25 protein-coding genes and 1 pseudogene are annotated in these 17,702 nt (G+C 37.9%); 21 read left to right on the forward strand and 5 right to left on the reverse strand.

What is annotated here, in order from left to right:
* Window positions 1-35 precede the first annotated feature (35 nt).
* The 5 genes and pseudogenes from AOX59_RS01990 (at window position 36) to dpaB (ending at window position 4,252) form a co-directional block, all read left to right on the forward strand.
* Window positions 36-992, forward strand: coding sequence for a polysaccharide deacetylase family protein (locus AOX59_RS01990; protein ID WP_068441107.1), 957 nt, complete (start codon window positions 36-38; stop codon window positions 990-992).
* A 34-nt stretch (window positions 993-1,026) separates the two neighbouring features.
* Complete coding sequence (locus AOX59_RS01995; protein WP_068441110.1) at window positions 1,027-2,256, forward strand: M16 family metallopeptidase; 1,230 nt, start codon at window positions 1,027-1,029, stop codon at window positions 2,254-2,256.
* Window positions 2,257-2,366: 110 nt separating this feature from the next.
* A complete protein-coding gene (locus AOX59_RS02000) occupies window positions 2,367-2,603 on the forward strand; it encodes a YlmC/YmxH family sporulation protein (protein WP_068441112.1) in 237 nt (78 codons plus the stop codon).
* A 137-nt stretch (window positions 2,604-2,740) separates the two neighbouring features.
* A pseudogene (gene dpaA / locus AOX59_RS02005) lies at window positions 2,741-3,606 on the forward strand (dipicolinic acid synthetase subunit A).
* A 43-nt stretch (window positions 3,607-3,649) separates the two neighbouring features.
* Window positions 3,650-4,252, forward strand: coding sequence for a dipicolinate synthase subunit B (gene dpaB / locus AOX59_RS02010; protein WP_068441114.1), 603 nt, complete (start codon window positions 3,650-3,652; stop codon window positions 4,250-4,252).
* A 66-nt stretch (window positions 4,253-4,318) separates the two neighbouring features.
* Here the strand turns inward: dpaB and AOX59_RS02015 are convergent, their stop codons facing one another.
* The 3 genes from AOX59_RS02015 to AOX59_RS02025 all read right to left on the reverse strand — a co-directional run bounded on the left by AOX59_RS02015 (window position 4,319) and on the right by AOX59_RS02025 (window position 6,681).
* A complete protein-coding gene (locus AOX59_RS02015) occupies window positions 4,319-5,545 on the reverse strand; it encodes a tyrosine-type recombinase/integrase (protein ID WP_068441117.1) in 1,227 nt (408 codons plus the stop codon).
* A gap of 121 nt (window positions 5,546-5,666) precedes the next feature.
* On the reverse strand, window positions 5,667-6,173 hold the full coding sequence (locus AOX59_RS02020) for an ImmA/IrrE family metallo-endopeptidase (RefSeq protein WP_068441119.1): 507 nt from the start codon (window positions 6,171-6,173) through the stop codon (window positions 5,667-5,669).
* Window positions 6,174-6,273: 100 nt separating this feature from the next.
* On the reverse strand, window positions 6,274-6,681 hold the full coding sequence (locus tag AOX59_RS02025; RefSeq protein ID WP_068441122.1) for a helix-turn-helix domain-containing protein: 408 nt from the start codon (window positions 6,679-6,681) through the stop codon (window positions 6,274-6,276).
* Between the two features lie 159 nt (window positions 6,682-6,840).
* On the opposite strand from AOX59_RS02025, the gene AOX59_RS02030 reads away from it, so the two are divergent.
* The 11 genes from AOX59_RS02030 to AOX59_RS02075 all read left to right on the forward strand — a co-directional run bounded on the left by AOX59_RS02030 (window position 6,841) and on the right by AOX59_RS02075 (window position 11,427).
* Entirely contained in the window at window positions 6,841-7,077 is a 237-nt protein-coding gene (locus tag AOX59_RS02030; protein WP_068441124.1) for a helix-turn-helix domain-containing protein, read from the forward strand.
* Entirely contained in the window at window positions 7,077-7,388 is a 312-nt protein-coding gene (locus AOX59_RS02035) for a hypothetical protein (RefSeq protein WP_068441128.1), read from the forward strand. Before AOX59_RS02030 ends, AOX59_RS02035 begins: the two co-directional genes overlap by 1 nt.
* A gap of 73 nt (window positions 7,389-7,461) precedes the next feature.
* Window positions 7,462-7,977 carry a helix-turn-helix domain-containing protein gene (locus tag AOX59_RS02040; RefSeq protein WP_068441131.1) on the forward strand — a complete coding sequence of 172 codons (516 nt, stop codon included), beginning with the start codon at window positions 7,462-7,464 and terminating at the stop codon, window positions 7,975-7,977.
* Between the two features lie 482 nt (window positions 7,978-8,459).
* Window positions 8,460-9,167 carry a DnaD domain-containing protein gene (locus tag AOX59_RS19960; RefSeq protein ID WP_068441134.1) on the forward strand — a complete coding sequence of 236 codons (708 nt, stop codon included), beginning with the start codon at window positions 8,460-8,462 and terminating at the stop codon, window positions 9,165-9,167.
* Between the two features lie 12 nt (window positions 9,168-9,179).
* Window positions 9,180-9,713, forward strand: coding sequence for an ATP-binding protein (locus AOX59_RS20405; RefSeq protein ID WP_250637007.1), 534 nt, complete (start codon window positions 9,180-9,182; stop codon window positions 9,711-9,713).
* Between the two features lie 14 nt (window positions 9,714-9,727).
* Complete coding sequence (locus tag AOX59_RS20410) at window positions 9,728-9,958, forward strand: ATP-binding protein (protein WP_250637008.1); 231 nt, start codon at window positions 9,728-9,730, stop codon at window positions 9,956-9,958.
* A complete protein-coding gene (locus AOX59_RS02055; protein ID WP_010529029.1) occupies window positions 9,959-10,141 on the forward strand; it encodes a hypothetical protein in 183 nt (60 codons plus the stop codon).
* A 101-nt stretch (window positions 10,142-10,242) separates the two neighbouring features.
* Complete coding sequence (locus AOX59_RS02060; RefSeq protein WP_068441139.1) at window positions 10,243-10,464, forward strand: hypothetical protein; 222 nt, start codon at window positions 10,243-10,245, stop codon at window positions 10,462-10,464.
* Entirely contained in the window at window positions 10,461-10,718 is a 258-nt protein-coding gene (locus AOX59_RS02065) for a hypothetical protein (RefSeq protein ID WP_068441142.1), read from the forward strand. Before AOX59_RS02060 ends, AOX59_RS02065 begins: the two co-directional genes overlap by 4 nt.
* A 2-nt stretch (window positions 10,719-10,720) precedes the next feature.
* Entirely contained in the window at window positions 10,721-10,945 is a 225-nt protein-coding gene (locus AOX59_RS02070; RefSeq protein ID WP_068441145.1) for a hypothetical protein, read from the forward strand.
* Entirely contained in the window at window positions 10,945-11,427 is a 483-nt protein-coding gene (locus AOX59_RS02075; protein WP_068441148.1) for an ArpU family phage packaging/lysis transcriptional regulator, read from the forward strand. Before AOX59_RS02070 ends, AOX59_RS02075 begins: the two co-directional genes overlap by 1 nt.
* Before the next feature lie 283 nt (window positions 11,428-11,710).
* Here the strand turns inward: AOX59_RS02075 and AOX59_RS02085 are convergent, their stop codons facing one another.
* Complete coding sequence (locus AOX59_RS02085) at window positions 11,711-13,072, reverse strand: IS4 family transposase (RefSeq protein WP_068441154.1); 1,362 nt, start codon at window positions 13,070-13,072, stop codon at window positions 11,711-11,713.
* A 369-nt stretch (window positions 13,073-13,441) separates the two neighbouring features.
* Between AOX59_RS02085 and AOX59_RS02090 the strand changes: the two genes are divergently transcribed.
* The 5 genes from AOX59_RS02090 (at window position 13,442) to sigW (ending at window position 16,818) form a co-directional block, all read left to right on the forward strand.
* A complete protein-coding gene (locus AOX59_RS02090) occupies window positions 13,442-14,404 on the forward strand; it encodes an alpha/beta fold hydrolase (protein WP_237049251.1) in 963 nt (320 codons plus the stop codon).
* A gap of 409 nt (window positions 14,405-14,813) precedes the next feature.
* Complete coding sequence (locus tag AOX59_RS19450) at window positions 14,814-14,987, forward strand: hypothetical protein (protein WP_156418613.1); 174 nt, start codon at window positions 14,814-14,816, stop codon at window positions 14,985-14,987.
* Window positions 14,988-15,145: 158 nt separating this feature from the next.
* A complete protein-coding gene (locus tag AOX59_RS02095; protein WP_068441157.1) occupies window positions 15,146-15,682 on the forward strand; it encodes a tubby C-terminal domain-like protein in 537 nt (178 codons plus the stop codon).
* 127 nt (window positions 15,683-15,809) lie between these two features.
* A complete protein-coding gene (locus tag AOX59_RS20640) occupies window positions 15,810-16,097 on the forward strand; it encodes a DUF2651 family protein (RefSeq protein ID WP_068441160.1) in 288 nt (95 codons plus the stop codon).
* Between the two features lie 139 nt (window positions 16,098-16,236).
* The gene (sigW, locus tag AOX59_RS02105; protein ID WP_068441163.1) at window positions 16,237-16,818 is read left to right on the forward strand and encodes an RNA polymerase sigma factor SigW; all 582 of its coding nucleotides are present in this window, start codon (window positions 16,237-16,239) and stop codon (window positions 16,816-16,818) included.
* 117 nt (window positions 16,819-16,935) lie between these two features.
* Here sigW and AOX59_RS19065 read toward each other — a convergent pair whose 3' ends face one another.
* A complete protein-coding gene (locus AOX59_RS19065) occupies window positions 16,936-17,484 on the reverse strand; it encodes an ankyrin repeat domain-containing protein (RefSeq protein WP_169792845.1) in 549 nt (182 codons plus the stop codon).
* Window positions 17,485-17,702 lie beyond the last annotated feature (218 nt).

Below are 17,702 nucleotides of genomic sequence, written 5' to 3' on the forward strand. Positions count from 1 at the left end.
ACCCTCGTCATACGAATTAATGAGGGGGGATATGGATGCGTCGCTATCGAAGTCTTGTAAATGTTTGTGTATTTATACTGATTGTTGCCATTTCCTTTGATTATTCATATGATCCGTTTCAGCCCAGTGATACTACCACCTTTTCCAATCAGGTAAACGAGGCGGCAAAGAATGAGGACCCTCTGTATAAGGAAATAAAAAGGAAAAGCCCTGGTTATGAAGAAGCGCCGCAGAATGCTGTTATCGATAAGGTATGGAAGAAAATACCCGGCCGTTATGGTGTGGAAGTGAATGTAGACAAATCTTATGAGCAAATGAAAAAGAATGAGGCATTTGATGAAACGCTGCTTGTTTATGATCAGATTCCGCCGGAAATTACAATGGAGGATTTACCTGCCTCACCCATTTACCGGGGAAATCCACAGAAGAATGAGGTTGCATTTTTAATCAACGTGTCATGGGGTACAGAGTATATCCCCGCCATCTTGAATCGCTTAAAAGATCACAATGTAAAAGCCACGTTTTTTATTGAAGGCAAATGGGCAATGGAAAATACAAATTATGTCAAAATGATTCATGAGCAGGGTCATGTGATTGGAAATCATGCTTATGACCATCCTGAAATGTCGCGTCTTTCAACCAATGCTATTAGCGATCAGCTCAGTAAAACGAATGAAATTTTGGAGGCCATTACAGGTGAAACACCCAAATGGTTTGCACCTCCAAGTGGCGATTATAATGAGGAGGTTGTCAAAATAGCAGCCGAACAAAACATGGAAACGATTCTCTGGAGCGTCGACACGATTGATTGGAAGAATCCATCTGTATCTGTTATGATGAATCGAGTGAATCAAAACATACACCCTGGCGCAACACTGTTGATGCATCCAACTTCTTCGATAAAAGAGGGACTCGATGCTCTAATCATGGAAATAAAAGATAAAGGCTATAAAATTGATACTGTTAATTCGCTGCTAAGTGCTGAAAGATAAAATCATTAGGTGGAACACGCTAGGAGGAAATACATTGGTAGAGAAGTATACAAGTGATAATGGACTTCGAATTGTTTTGGAAAATATACCTGCTGTCAGATCTGTAACAATCGGGGTCTGGGTGAAAACAGGTTCACGGAACGAAACAGGGGAAATCAACGGGATTTCCCATTTCATAGAGCATATGCTTTTTAAGGGAACCAGCACGAGAAGCCCTCAGGATATTGCTGAAGCGTTTGACGCGATTGGCGGTCAGGTCAATGCTTTTACCTCAAAAGAATATACGTGTTTCTATGCGAAGGTAATGGATACACATAAAGAGAAAGCTCTGGAGATTTTATCTGACATGTTCTTTAATTCGACTTTTGATGAAGAAGAAATGGATCGTGAGAAAAAAGTTGTTTTAGAAGAGATTAAAATGTATGAAGATACCCCGGATGATATCGTTCATGACATCTTGGCACGAGCCTCCTATGGTGAACACCCATTAGGCTATCCGATTCTGGGAACGGAAAAACAGCTCCAATCGTTCACCCCGGAAAGTTTAAAGCACTATGTAAGTGAGCGGTATATACCTGAAAATGTTGTGGTTTCAGTTGCCGGCAATGTCGATAACAGCTTTATTAAGACGGTGGAACATTACTTCAGTGATTTTGAATCAAGTGCCGGGAGAAGTGAAGTTGAACAGCCAAAATTTATGGCAGAGCAGATAGAGCGACATAAGGACACGGAACAGGCTCATTTATGCCTCGGATACAATGGTTTGCCATTGGATGATGAGAATATTTACAGCATGACAATTGTGAATAACGTGCTTGGCGGCAGTATGAGCTCACGGCTGTTTCAGGAAGTAAGGGAAAAACAAGGCTTGGCATATGCAGTATTTTCGTACCATGCCTCGTTTTTGGATAATGGTTTATTAACCATTTATGCCGGCACCGGAAATGATCAGTTGCCGCTTTTAAGAGAAACGGTTAATCAAACTATCGATGACTTGGTTCAGAACGGCTTAACTGATAAAGAATTAACAAACAGTAAAGAACAGCTGAAAGGCAATCTGATGCTGAGTTTGGAAAGTACCAGCAGCCGGATGAGCCGCAATGGCCGTAATGAATTAATGTTAAACAAACACCGGTCACTTGATGACATGATTACAAAAATTGATGCAGTCGATCACGATAAGATTCAACAAGTGATTGACTCCACCTTCAGGCATGCACCGTCAAGTGCTCTGATAGCACCGGAAGCCGTTGCGCAGGTATAAATAGCCGGCACTGGGCATATAAATGGCCATAGTTGCATTAAAAGTCCTAAAAAAGGACCGGTTTTCTTTCTTTCTTTATAAACTAAAAGATGTTTATAGGAGGCGGTCTAGTGCGGTACAAAGATATCAGTTCCAAGGAAATTGTTGATATTAACCAGGGAACTCGCCTCGGGGTGCTGGGGCAGACAGATCTTGAAATCGATGAAAAAACCGGGCAGATCGAATCGTTTATTATTCCGAACTATAAATGGTTTGGTCTGAAAAAAGAAGGTGCTGATGCTAAAATCAGGTGGCGTTCCATCCGGAAAATTGGTGAAGATATGATTATGATTGAATCAGGTGAATAGCTTATAATTTTAAAGACTGGTGTCGTTTTAATCGAACGCCAGTCTTTTTTTGTGCTGGTAATCACCAACTCGCGAAAAACACATAAACTATTTTGAAAACCGATTTAGAAGATGCCTTAACGGAGGATTTTTCAGCGATGACACAACAAATTGCTGTAATAGGCGGAGATGCCCGTTATTTGGAGCTGATACGGCAACTTCAAACACTGCCTGATATCATTATATCGCTAGTCGGGTTCGATAAGCTTGAACAGGGGTTCACCGGGCTGAATCAGACTGATTTTGCTGATTTGACGCAGCAAAACCTCGATGCTATTATCTTGCCAATCACGGGTACAGACCAAGAAGGATATGTGGAAACAGTTTTTTCTGACCGTACCGTTCAGTTGACGAGAGACTGGTTTAAGGAACTGAATCCGAACACGGTTGTTTTTACAGGTATTTCCAATGATTATTTGGATGCTTGCGCAAATGAGGCAAATGTGAAATTGATACCATTGCTCAATCGAGATGATGTGGCGATTTATAACTCAATTCCAACAGCCGAGGGCGTCATTATGATGGCGATTGAACATACCGATTACACCATTCATTCGTCACGGGTGATAGTTGTCGGGTTCGGCCGGGTTGGGAACACAGTAGCAAATAAATTTGCAGCACTTGGGCAAGAGTGTCGGTATGTGCTGAGAGTATTATGGACCTGGCAAGAATTACGGAACTGGGTCATACCGCTATCCCGCTTTATGAGCTGGATGATTATACGCATGATTGTGATTTATTAATTAATACTGTCCCTGCCCCTGTTGTCATGCGAGATTCCATCAAGCATCTGCCAGGGCACGGTATTATTTTTGACCTGGCGTCAAAACCCGGGGGCACTGATTTTGAATATGCTAACCAACGCGGTATTAAAGCAATGTTGTCTAAAAGTCTACCTGGCATAGTTGCCCCAAAAACAGCCGGTAAGATTTTGGCTGATGTGATTAAACAATTATTGCCTTAATTGAAATTTTTTTATTCCCATTAAAATGAAGGGAGAAGATATGATGGGACTTGAAGGAAAACGGATTGGTTTTGGTGTTACCGGATCACATTGCACATATGACGAGGTGTTCCCGCAGTTGGAAAAATTGATGTCATCCGGAGCAGAAGTGATACCGGTTGTGTCTTACACTGTACAAAACACAGATACAAAGTTTGGTAAAGCAGATGATCATGTTGCCAAAATTGAATCAATCACAGGCAAACGTGCTATCAAAACAATGCCTGAAGCAGAGCCGCTCGGCCCTCAGCTTCCACTAGATTGTATGGTTGTAGCACCGCTAACCGGCAATTCCATGAGCAAGCTTGCAAATGCACTGACTGATACCCCGGTGTTAATGGCTGTAAAAGCCACAATGAGAAATCAAAATCCAATCGTGCTGGGAATATCAACGAATGATGCTCTCGGACTAAATGGTGTGAATTTGATGCGACTAATGGCCAGTAAGTTCTTTTACTTTATTCCATATGGCCAGGATAATCCATATAAAAAACCAAACTCCCTTGTTTCTGATATGAATTTGCTGCCTGATACCATCGAAGCGGCATTAAACGATCAGCAGCTCCAACCCGTGATTATTCCTCATATTAATGATAATATGGGGTAAAAGTATTCATAAACACTGACATAAAAGGAATTGATCGATTCGAATGATATAAATTTATGTAAAATGTCACATTAAAGTAACATTTTTATTTTGAAACGATATTTTCTGAAGTAAATCATCGAAGTTGCCTCTGATTTTTTCAGAGGCTTTTTCTCTCATTTTTTTGGTCACATGTGTATAAATTTCAAGTGTCGTTTTGGGGTCATTATGGCCCACACGCTCCATGATTGTCGGTAAATCGACGCCGGATTCTGTAAGCATGCTGACATGTGTGTGTCGGAATATATGTGATGTTGCATGTCGTTTGATGTTTGTTTTCTTTAAAATGCGTTTCATTCGGTAATTTACATCGCCACGAAAATACGGATACCCATTTTTACGAGCGAAAACAAAGTCGCCGTCGTGGTAATCATCAATTAAAGTACGATATTTCATCTTATGTTCATCATTCTGCCTCACCAATTCACGTAGCATATCCATGATTGATTGTTCCATTTCAATAATTCTAGCGGATTCGTTCTTAGTGGTACCTAGTTCATATTCGCGCATATTTTCATTTTGTCCGGACATTGTTTTGGTAATGCGTATGAGATTATTGTCAAAGTCTAGATCGGACTTCATTAATGCGTTCAATTCTCCTACACGGATACCAGAGAAGGCAAGTGTAAAAAATCGTTCTTTGTCTAGTTCTAGGCCACATTCCAGCACAGTATCTAAAAACTCATTCAATTCATCACGTTCCCAATATTTTCCTCCTATACTGTCTTTTTGGAGATCCTCTATTGTTTTCGGATTTTCTGGTATGATGATTCCTGCTGCAGGATTTTCGGCCATAAAATTATGTTTGAGCGCAAATTTAAAGATCATGTTCGCGCAATTTTGTGTACCCAGAAGCGTATTTTTTGAAGCACCTTCTGAAAAAATATCATTCATTACACCCTGGTAAAACAGGTGTGTCAATTTATCAATTGGCATTTTCGCCATCTTCTTATTGAGCGTTTGAATCTGTTCGACTCTTGTTTCGATTGTATTTTTTTTGACCTTCGTCACCCGATACATTTCAAACCACTTGTCGACCAACTGATCAAACGTCATGCCTTTAACTTGCTTGGGATCTACACGGGTAAGATTTTGCTTGGCAATCTCATTTTCAACCTTTTGTTTAGCCTCGCTTTTCGTTCTGCCACGACGTTTGATCTGATTCCTTTTCCCTGTTATAGGATTGGCTGGTCCATCCTCAATACATTCCCATCTAACTTGTCCGGACTTTGTTTTGACTTTCTTGCAATACATTGAAGTTCAGTCCTTTCATAATATATTCGTAAGCATAAATTGAATAAAAGGAATATTGGGTTGTTAATTTAGGACAATTTGAATTCTCGATGAAGGATTAATTCTTGTTGATTAGAGAGGGTTAGAAATAAGTTGTCTTATTGTTAATACTGTTTATTAGGTAATCATGAAACCAAGCTTCAACAATCCTTTTTTCATATTGTTTTAGTCGCTTATATGCAAATGGGTAAGTGACATGAAATGTTTCTGCAATTTTAGCTGAAGCTGCAGCACGATTATTAGGTAATTCCATTTTTTTTAACATGAACGTAGGGATGCAGAAATGCAGAGCAAAATTTCTAGCCTGCCATTCTTGCAAATTTCGAAAATCCATCGGCATATTAATTTGGAGACCGACATGATATAGATCGTGGGACAGTTCATGGGCGAATAGTTCCTTTTTCTTTTCTTTTGATAACTGTGGATTCAGAAAGATATGTCCGGGTATAGAGAACGGCAGCTTGTAATCTAAAATGACAATCCCAAGCTTATCTGCCATTTCCTCGACCGAATAATCGGGGTCCCGGATACCGACATACAAGTATAATTCCTCGATGGCATCTTCCAATAATGTATTTGTGTAAATCATGTAATCCCCCAATATAGAATATATGTTCGATTTCATTGTACAAAAAAGGGTGCACAATTGGTTGCACACCTTTTATGTTGCTGGTAAACATTCACAGGTTTTATTCCTTACTCTCATTTTCTTTTCTATTCCTAGCCTTATATGCAATATACTCAAAATGATTACGCAGCTCTTCCACATCTTCAGGAGTTAGGTTTTTCCAGTCATCGATGTTATGGAAGAATATATCCTCGATACCGTATTCGTCTATTATTTTTTTAATTTCTGCTAGGGAATCGAACTCTTCTTCTTTTGTTGGCTCAGGATCAGCCGAATTTCCTACTAACCAGTCAACAGAAACTTCATATAGACTTGCCATTTTGTTAAGAGTTTGGGTATCAGGATCTCGGTAGTTTCTCTCGTATCCTGATAATGTTCCATTTGAAATACCAAGTTTTTTACAAGCATCTATTTGTTTATATCCTGCCTTTATTCTAGATTCTTTTAACCGTTTGCCTAGTACGTTCATTGTTTCCACCTCAAACTAAATATACCATTTTTAAGCGCAATGTTAAAACTTTTAAGCGAAAAGCAAAAAAAGTAAAAATAAACTATTGACTTTAGCGTAACGCTTATTTATAATCGGAAATGTAATAAGCGATACGCTTATTTGGAAGGGGGAGACAGTGTGAAACCAGTGTACGAAAAAATAGAAGAAATTCGAAAAGAAAAAGGGGTAACCAAGACCTCTATCGCTAAAAAATGTAATAAAACGGTAGCTTGGTATCACGGAATTTCAACTGGTAAGCGTAAGGCTAACGTTGATTCTCTTCAAGAAATTGCGTATGCATTGGAAGTCGATGTTCGTATTTTTTTTGAAAGTAAATTAAGCGTTATGCAAAATAAATCCGAGGAGGTGATCTAATGCCTACCACCATATTTAGTCAGGGTGAAGTTCAAGAACTTGCATCCGAGATAAAAAGACAACTGATTCCGGTCTTAATCGAAGAATTCAAACAATCCGAATTGCCACCTTTGCTGGACCGGAAGCAATTCATGGAACTAGCCGGGATTAGCCCAACGAAATGCAATGAGTTATTCAACCGAGCGGACTTCCCGGTAAACCGGGAGTTAGGCCATCCAAAAGTGCCAACAAAAGAGTTCTTTAATTGGCTACAAGCAACAACTCAGAATGCGCAGGAAGTCGACATGAAATTCCCATATCAGGCTATCTAACACCATGAATCTATCATACTACCGATTGAAGTCATAAATACGATTCAAAAAAAGACAAAGGGGAGGCCAAAAAATGAAGATCGGAAAGTCATTAAAAGGCATGAGAGAAAGGCAGGGGTTATCTCAAAGTAATGTTGCTCACGATCTGTTTGTAGATCAGACCATGGTTTCTAAAGTTGAATTGAATCGGAGGACAGCATCTAAGGAGTTAGCAAAAAGCAGCGTCAATCATTATTGCGATGCACAATATGGCTTTGAGGTAGCTAGGGAAATGGCCCAGAACTATATCGCCCCATTGGCAACGGGGGGAGAAGCAGTCGAATGGCACAGGCTTGCGTTGGAGGAAGTTTTCAAGAAAGAAGTGAGTAAAGCAATTGTACGCTTTGACGAAGTGAGCATGGTGAAACCTCCAAAACATGTTGATGAATCAGAAAAGCAGCAGATAACAGAAGGCATTAAAGAATTATTAGATGTCCAAACAGTCATGAACTCATTTCTAGTCAGTCTCGAGCAAGAATATGAGATATCCATTAAGGACTGTATGAGAGCACGGGTTCCTAAGTGGAAATCGGAAGGGTTGATAAAATGAGCGATTTATTAAAGTCACTAAATAGTCTTTCTGAAAGTAAACAAGCATTTTGCAGAGTTGGACAACAGGCGATCTCATGAGAATATTTTAAGCTATATCGAACAATCTATTTCTTCATTTGAAGAACTTGAAGGCACTAATGAGCCAAATAAGTTTAAAAAAACAATTAGGAAAGGGCCAAGAATGAGTACGTTTGTTACAACTACTGCATAGTGAATGTTGAAACAAGATGGGTTTGGAAAGACATACAGCTTACTTGATAATGCACCACAATCACACGTGAATGGAGGTTTAGGGAGTGAATAATCGATTTGAGAAAGGATTTTATTTTGTCTGTTTCATCGTAGCTTTATGGCTCTTGTATTACTCATTAGTCACAAGTTAGATGGGGGTGTATTAGAAATTACTGAAACAGCAGCTTTCTTTACTTTAAGGGTGTTGGTGAAAAAAACTTTAACGTTTCATATAAGGGAAGATGGCGAATGAACTATATTAAAGAAATGAACGCATTCTATGATTGGCTCGAAATAAATGAACTGTCGTCATCAGCAATTAATTTATGGTATGCGCTAATGCACATAAACAATAAGGCTGGATGGGCAGAAACATTTACAGTAGCTGAATCGGTACTATGCGTCAAAACGGGTTTGACAGACCGGACTCTTCGAAAAGTAAGAAATGAGTTGAAGCAGAAAGGTCGTATTGATTTTACATCCAGAAAAGGTGGTAAAACACCCATTTACAAAATTATATCTTTTGAATGCTCGGAAATAAAATCCGGGGATAGTGCCGAAGGTCGTTCCAAGGATAGTACCGAGGGTGGTGCCGGAGATCGTTCCACATTAATTAAACGAAATGAAACGAAACAAAACATAGAAGATGAAGAGGACGCGTTGGTATTTTTTGATAAAAACATTGCCCGAATTTCTGAGCATGTCAAAGGTCAACTACTAAGTTGGATTGATGATAAAGGAGAAGAGATAGTGATTGCAGCCATTAAACTATCGGCAGAGAATGGAGCTACCACGTACGCTTATGTAAAAAAGATTTTAATAGAGTGGCACAAGGAGAGTCTCCAAGGGATTAATCAGGTTAGACATTACGAGAAACGAAAGCATAACAAGAAAAGTAATATAGTGAGCTTTAAGAAAAAGGTTTCGGATGATGATGGTTATGACTATGGGTTTTAGGAGGAATTCCTGATGGAAGGTATTCAGCAACATATAGTGAGTCCAGAACAAAAACTACTCAAAACGTTTGTTTGTGATGGTTGCCACCAACACGTGTCTAAAACAGAATTAATCATCCCTTCTGGACCACGTGCAGGGGAGCGCGTCATAGCCAATTACGGATGCAGATGTGACAATATCAAGCTGGCAAAGGCAGCTGAACAAAAATACAATCAGCTCAAACATCGTAAGCTGATGGCCAGTTTTAATTATTATTCGCTGATAAATGACTCGCTGAAAGAAGCAACATTCGATAACTTTGATGCACCTGACAGCAACTTAAAGCGGGCTAAAGAAAAGGCATTGGCGTATAGCCATTCATTTGATCGAAAACAGAATCTCTTATTGACAGGCGACTATGGAACGGGAAAAAGTCATCTTTCGATTTCGATAACGAAAGCGTTGATGAAAAGAAATTATGAATGCTTGTTTCTCTCACTTCCAAAACTGCTTACTAAAATTAAGGGAACTTATAATACAAAAGGGTCACAGAAGATGAGCTGCTAAACATTATTCAACGTGTGGACTTATTAGTGCTGGACGATATTGGGGCGGAACAACAAACAGAATGGTCTACGTCTAAACTTTTCGAGATACTGGATGATCGTTCAGGGAAAGCAACCGTTTATACGACCAATTTAAGCAGTGATGAACTTAAAGAACGGGTGGGTGAACGGAATTTCTCAAGAATGATGGACAATACAAACGTTATCGTTATGAATGGTTCAGATTATAGAAGGAGGGCGTTTTAAATGTGGCAAGGCATGCAAAGTGTGATGGTGTTTGACCCGAAGGATAATCAAGTGGAGACCGACAGGAAATGGCGAGAATGGATGCAACATAAAAGCTCCGTTGGTGACAAATATGTACCAACGGCAGCTGAAACAAGAAAATATCTTAATGAACTGGAAAACAGAAAGCAAGGATACGCCTAAATATCAAACTTTCTGATGTCCAAGAAGATATCTTCAATTATACCATTGTTAGCTGATATGTAAAATCGTCAAATAGATAACTTTAATCCAGGAGGGCTAAGATGCAAGCCATTAACAAACGTGATGAAGGAAAGATCTTGATTGAAGCTGGATATTCTGAAGCCCATCTTATTTCCGAGGCATTAACCATGTACCGTTTATGGTTGGAAACGTTACATGGCAGGAACAGCGAAGAAGAAATGCAGATAGGGGCGCTAAGGCATACGATTATGAATCCAACGGTAAAAGGAATGTGCCATGGAATGGAAGGAAAATCACGATGAGTGACTACACAATCCAGCAATTAAACGTTTATGAATATCTAGGCAAAGCGTGTGATCCTTTATTTAATACGATTTGCAATATGCAACAAGGTTCTTCTAAGTATATTCCAGAAATTAAAGTGACGCTTATAAAAAATCGACATGGCCTGTACGAAATGGCTTCTAAATCCAACCATGAGTGCTATTCAAATAAAGAAGATTTATATGATAGTGTCAGTGAGATTTTAAGTAACAGCTTATTAAGGGGGATGTAATTATGTCTCAAATTGTTCAAGCGTATATAAAACAAGAATGGGATTATTATGATATGAACCTGGCTAAAGCTTTAAAAGCTATCGAACAAGATGATTTGGACCATGCCTCAATTTACTTTCAACGGATAGCATGGGCACTGCATTCATTGGCTAAACATCATCCTGCTAATCGAAAGGAATCAGGATTTAGATCAATATCTAATATGCAAGAAAGGGTGAATTATTAATGCAATTTAGTTCGGAAGTTGAGAATCTGTTCACGCAAGAGGAAATTGAAGAGATTTTAGAAGATGAACAGCAATTTTATATAGAGCATGCGGAAAAAAACTGGTTAGAACGGTATTTTAAAATTAAAGCAATGGCAAACGAAACGCAAGTGCCGAGCATTGTTTCTTCCATATCGGATATGCCTCATGAGTCCAGCGATTTCAAAAAGAGCAAGACGGAAATGTATGCTCTAAAAGCAATACAAGTATCAGAGTGGCTGAAAAAATTGGATTCAGCAATCCAATCATTAAGTCCAATTGAACAAGAATTGATTGAATTAAAGTACTTGCGAAAACGAAATGATGGATCAAGATATAGTGATGAAGTTATTTATCCTCAATTATATATTGGAAGAAAGAAATACTACAAAATGAAGAAAGAAGCATTAGATATATTGGGGCGGAAACTGTATGGGGTTTTTTCTGAAAGAGGACATTCTTAATGGCTGCTTTTGTTCATACAGTTAAGAAAACGCTATTCGCTATGCTGCTTATATTGTTGTTTATTGCTTTTTCAGTTTTCTGTGGTATTGTGTTTTTGTCTCTCTTTCAGTGGTTTATGCACACTGACTTTTATTTGAACATAGTCAACTCACATGAATTTTGGTTGTGGCTGCTAGGAATTCCATTTGTCATTCTCTTTCTTATTTTTTGCACAAAGATTTAACATGAACCAACTGATTAACAAATTTGACCCATGATAAGAAATTTTTAGAATTAAATATCTCAACTTTCGCAGACTGAAATAGGCAGGTAAACCTTGATATAGTTCGGCAGCCCCGCTATCCATTGTTGTAGTTGACTTTTGATGAGTTGCTGTACTTTCTTATTAGTCTTTTTCAAGGCATCTTCAAGAAGTTCGATTAGCTGCTGTAACGCTACAGCCCAATCGAGATCATTAACCTCATCACATAGTTCATAAAATATGCCGCCCAATGTCCGATTATCTGTACTGCAGCGATTTTGCCATGACAGTACAATATATCTTGCAAACACAATGGTCGTGTGGCTGATAAGAGCGTCATAGGAGCGGCTCTGGAACTCCTTTTGAAGTTTTAAAAGAGACTTTGTCGTTTTGAAGAAAACTTCAATATCCCAGCGCATGCCGTAAATTCGGATGATTTCCTGGTCACTCAAGGTACAGTCTGTACTTAAAATCGCTAGCCAATCACTTTTCTTATTCCGGTTGCGGACAAAGACGACCTTAACAGGCACACCATTGGCCTGTGTCGTATGGATGGAGCGTAAAATACCTCTTTTCCCATCGGTTGGTGTAGCCAAGCGGTATAGCTGATCCAAGCTAACACGCTTGCCATCTACAAGGTAACGCTGCTTTAGTTTTTTGACCATGCCAATCACGTCAAGACCTTGTTCTGTTAGGTCTTTAATGAGGGGCTGTTGTGTAAACCATGAATCCATCAGCACATAGGAGGCATCAATGCCGGCTTTCGTTGCCCGTGCAATCATACCCGGAATTTGTTCCGGAGCTGCTTGTAACGCTTCTCGTCGGCGCTTGTAGCCGGAACTGCGTTTATCAATGCTTTCAGAAATACCGTTGATCTTACTTTTTTTCGAACTCAATAACGAAAAATCAACGGGCAGGAATGTAGCACCATCAGACCAGCCCAGTGTCAACATACGAAACCCTTTATAGAAACGCATTTTCTGTGATGCGTGATCAAAGCAGCGCGCCAAAAGCTCCACGTGTTTGCTTCGGTTCCGGTCATAAGATGAATCATCTAAAATGAAAACCTTCGGGCGGTCATGACGCGTCAGCTTTGATACCTTCCCAATCGTATAAGCAACGAGTGAAAGCAGAAACCGACGCCAATTGAACGTTGATTGGTTCAGGAATCGATAAACGGTATCCTTGGCTGGAACATCCGCGGCTTTCTTGCTTTCCAGCGTCCGGAACCAGTTTTTATTTTCAAAGATCAAACTAAAGATTAGCTGGAAAATATAAGCACACGAAAAGCCAAAAGATTTTGTAATACCTGCGTTGCGTAAATGTTTTAATACATTTAATTCTTTAATTGTCGATTTTATTTCATTTGGCAGTTGATTATTTAGGTTGTTTTTCGCTATCATAGCAGTAGACACCTCTTCTGTTTTGGTAGTGATTCTGGATAAATCAACTATACCAAAAGTTGAGGTGTTTTTTCATGTTTTAACCTAAAGTCAAGCACTATATGTCAGATCCAACAAGCGCTGATGGGTGTTGAATCTACTGTAATTTTCTTGGTGCGAAAGTTGAGTAAATATAAAATGAAGTTGCGAAGATTTTCCCCTTTGAGATATGATTATCTTAAGGGGTTTTTTATGGTAAAAAACTGTGATGATTATTCCATTAACGGGCCAGATTGTTGAGTAAGGAAATAAATAAATTGCTAAACAACGAAGCATTTCTTTTGTAATCGTACTAACGTGAAAACAGAATTAAAATTATAGGTGGGGAATATGAGAAAAAGATTTAAACGTCTTATGCTGATAATATTTACGGGGATTATTTCAATTTTTGTGTTGATTCTTTCCGTGAGCTTTATTAATCATAAAATACAGTTATCAAAAGAAGAGGAACTATTTGTTCCGACTGGACAACTTGTAGAAGTTAATGGTCATCAAATGCACGTTTATACAGAAGGAAATGGAGAAGAAACACTAGTTTTTATGTCTGGTGGTGGCACGAGTTCACCTGTATTAGATTTTAAATCACTTTATTCCTTGTTAAGTGATAAATATAGAATTGTTGTTATTGAAAAGGCAGGTTATGGATTTAGCGAAGTCACAGATACTGATCGAGACATTGATACAATTCTATCCGAAACAAGAGAAGCTCTTTTAAAGTCAGGAGTTGAAGGTCCTTATATTTTATTTCCTCATTCTATGTCTGGCATTGAAGCCTTAAACTGGGCGCAAGTTTACCCTGATGAAATAAAAGCAATCATTGGATTAGATATGGCTGTTCCCGCTGCGTATGAGAATTTTGATATTAATATGTCGCTTGTTCGGTTAGGTGCTTTTGCTGCAAATACAGGATTAACTAGATGGATTACGAACCTATCTGAAAGTGATGCAATAAAATATGGGACGTTGACAGATGAGGAGAAAGAATTATACAAAGCCATTTTTTATCGAAGAACATCGACTAAAGATATGATCAATGAAATAAAAAATATTAAAGCAAATGCACAAAAAGTCAAAGAAGCTGGAACACCAAGTGTACCTATACTTTTGTTTTCATCAAATGGTCAAGAAACAGGCTTTGATGAAAAAAGGTGGATTGAAATCCAAAATAATTTTAGTAATAAGAATGATAACGCGAGACTAATCGAGTTAGATTCGTCTCACTATATTCATAATATTGAGTATGGGCGAATAGCAGAGGAATCGAAAGAATTTATTGAAAGTTTAAATCGTTAAAAAAGGTGAAAGTTTAAATTCTATGCAGAACCAATGTTCACCAAACGGGCGCTATTCGGGAATAAGGTGGATTGATTTATAGTGGATGTTTTACTTCTTTTTTTTGCAGTTTTCGTTTTTATGTTAATTGGGGATTGGGTTGCCTATAAATTTTACCCAAAAGAAAAAAACAAAAATATGAAATCACACGCAGCAACTGTAGTTATTCTGCAATTATGTATGTTGCAATTCATCTATATAGTCGTATCCTAATGTACCATTGAAGTTATTAAATTATCGGGCGCATTTCCGGACCAAGGAGAAGTGCTTCTTTTTAGGGCCATTTAATGGAATAAGCAACGTGTGGGCTACCTTATCCTATAATCAATACTAATGCTCTTTAAGAATAATGAAGGAGAGGTGGTATTTTATGCTAGGTACATCTTTAAGAGTTCTTTACTTTCTAATTGGTATTGCTGTCTTAATTTCTAATTATGATGACTTGTATTTAAGAATTACTAGCATTATTATAATTGTTTTTTCTGGGTTAGATTTATATAAAGCTGCCAAAAATAAAAGTAAACGTAAAGCGGAGAGTTCTTAATATACTTTTCATCAATATCAATCTTCCGGAATACCAGCCAATAGCTGAAAGGAATATTATGTTAACGGGCGCGATTATCTAATAAGATCGGCGCCCATATCGCACATAAGGGCCATTTAATGGAATAACATATGAATATTTTTATTATGGAGGATTATATGAATACTTATTTTTATCAAGCCCCATTAACTAAAAATTCTACTAAGAGTTGCGAAGTATATGGAGCTGGCGGGGAATTGATGGGAAGTGTCCAAAGGTATTATAATTCCACTTTACATAGGATAATTGATTCACTCATAGGTAAAAATAATTTAATTGTTAGAGTGAAAGCAATGAATCCAACTGGCGAGACGGAGATTGATGGTTATGTAAAGATTGCTATGATTAAAAAGCCGGACTATTATATACACTTTTTAAGTAAGGATAAGAAAAAACTAACATTCCACGCAAAACAGATAAATCATACAAATATTAACTCTGAATTTTTAATAGAAAGTGATAATATAAAAATCATTTCTCAAACAGATATGTTCGATTGGGTTCGGTTTTACGAAGAAGAACAAGAGATTGCAAGGTGGCAGTCTAAAATAAAAGAAAAATTCAAAACTCATATTGAAGTCAGTGAGGATGCTCACATTCAAGACCCTTTATTCTATGCTGTCCTAGGGCAAATGCTCTATTTTATTGGTTACTAAGGCATTAAAGGAATAAACGACTCTTCAGTAAATGGGCGCCATTCTTGAATAAGAAGGCTTCCTTCTTGAATCAAGTAGAGGATTTGAAGATTTATGACTAATAGTTAAAAGGGGGAGGGGGACGGGTATGTTTCTATTTATTTTGGTTGTCTTCTTTGTCCTTCCGATAGTTTCTCTTGTTTTAGGTGCAATTGGATATTTCGTTTTTAAAAACATTTATATAACACCTGGAATTATTGCAATAGCTACAATCGTGGCGACTTTTACAGTATTTAATTCTTCATTTTGGTTTTGGTCTGTATTATATACAATGCTATCCCTTATATCAGGAGTAATAACAAAGTTGTTAACTGATCAAAAAAGCTTACACAAACGTAGATATTCAAGAAACGGGCACTTATCGCGAATAAGGTAGGTGTCTTTTTTAATAGGAAAAAGGATTGAGTTTATTCTTGGAATTTGAAATAATTGGTATTGAGTTAAAGGTTTATTGAATCAAAGATCATCATAGTCAGAATAGTATTGTTGAGCGAATTGCGGAATGAGGTAAATCAATGAATGATACAGTCAATTCTCTAGTCAAAAAGGCGCAGAAGGGAGATCAACTTGCTTTTAGTGAATTAATCGATTTCTATCAGCATAGGGTTTACCGAATTTGTTTTCGGCTAATCGGAAACCACCATGATGCAGAAGATCTGGCACAAACAGCCTTTTTGCGAGCGTACCAGAACATTAACAGTCACGACAACAATAAGAAATTTTCTTCCTGGTTGTTCCGCATTGCTACAAATTTAACACTTGATCGTTTGAAAATGAAAAAGCCGGATTATTATTTGGATGCTGAAGTGTTTAATGCCGATGGTATGACAATGTATAACCGGATTCCTGCCAATAATCAATTGCCGGAGGATCAGGTGATTGGAAGAGAAATGTTGGATATTATACAAAAGGCAATGTTTGGTTTATCACCAGAATATCGCTTAGCTATTATATTTAAATATCTAGAAGAGTTATCATTGAAGGAAATTAGTGACATAATGCAAATTCCGATTGGAACGGTAAAAACAAGAATTCACCGTGGCCGTGAAATATTACGCAAGCAATTAGAACCAGTTCTATCGTTTCGGGGGTCCTAATAGGGCTATAAGTGACAATAAAGTCGTTTCGCAAACGGGCGTCTTTTCTTCTGTATGTGGGCCATTTCTGTAGGAAGTTATTTTATAGCCATTAGGGATAATTTTGATATTTTCAAGTTATACCGTTAAGTGATATAAAGTTGCCCCTGCTTCTTGCAGAATATCACCCATTTCTGTCCCGATTAAGTTTTTTGTTAATGCACCTTTTCCCTCTTTGTCAGTTAAATTAGGATCAGCTCCCGCATCCAACAAAACTTTCACTGTATTGATGTGACCTTTTGCTGCTGCCATAGCAACAGATGTCGTTTTATATGAATTCATCGAATCCGGGTCAGCACCATATTTGATGAGTATTTTAATGGCTTCTGTTTCTCCTGAGAAGGCGAAATTAAATAGAATCGGAACACCATTTTTTTCTGCATTTGGATTGGCACCATCTTTTAAAAGATTGATGAATTTTTCTTTGTTTTTTTGATAAGCGTGCGCCAATTGTTCATAGTCGTCGCGTCCTGGATTCTCCTTTTTCTCCACATTGATTGATGTATGTGAATGGTTACTGTAACTCTTGGGAGTAATTTGTGAATTTGAATTAATTGAACAGCCGATAACTATGAAGATTATAGCTACAATAACAAAGATGAATATTAGACTCTTTCTCAAAGGCACTTTTTTCTTCCTTTCGATAATTGTTGATTCAGAAATTTCCCTTTATCGTCTTTGAAACTTAATTGACTCTTGTTTCAAAGTACCATCTGCAAATGATTTGCACAAATGAGATCCACTCAATAATAAGGCGCCATTTCGGAATAAAGGGAAGCGCCCAATATGCAATTTAGTACCAGATTGGTTGAAGAATGAATGTTTTAAATGCAATCTCAATATAA

Origin of the sequence: Lentibacillus amyloliquefaciens, assembly GCF_001307805.1 — a bacterium.
Classification (GTDB): Bacteria; Bacillota; Bacilli; order Bacillales; family Amphibacillaceae; genus Lentibacillus; species Lentibacillus amyloliquefaciens.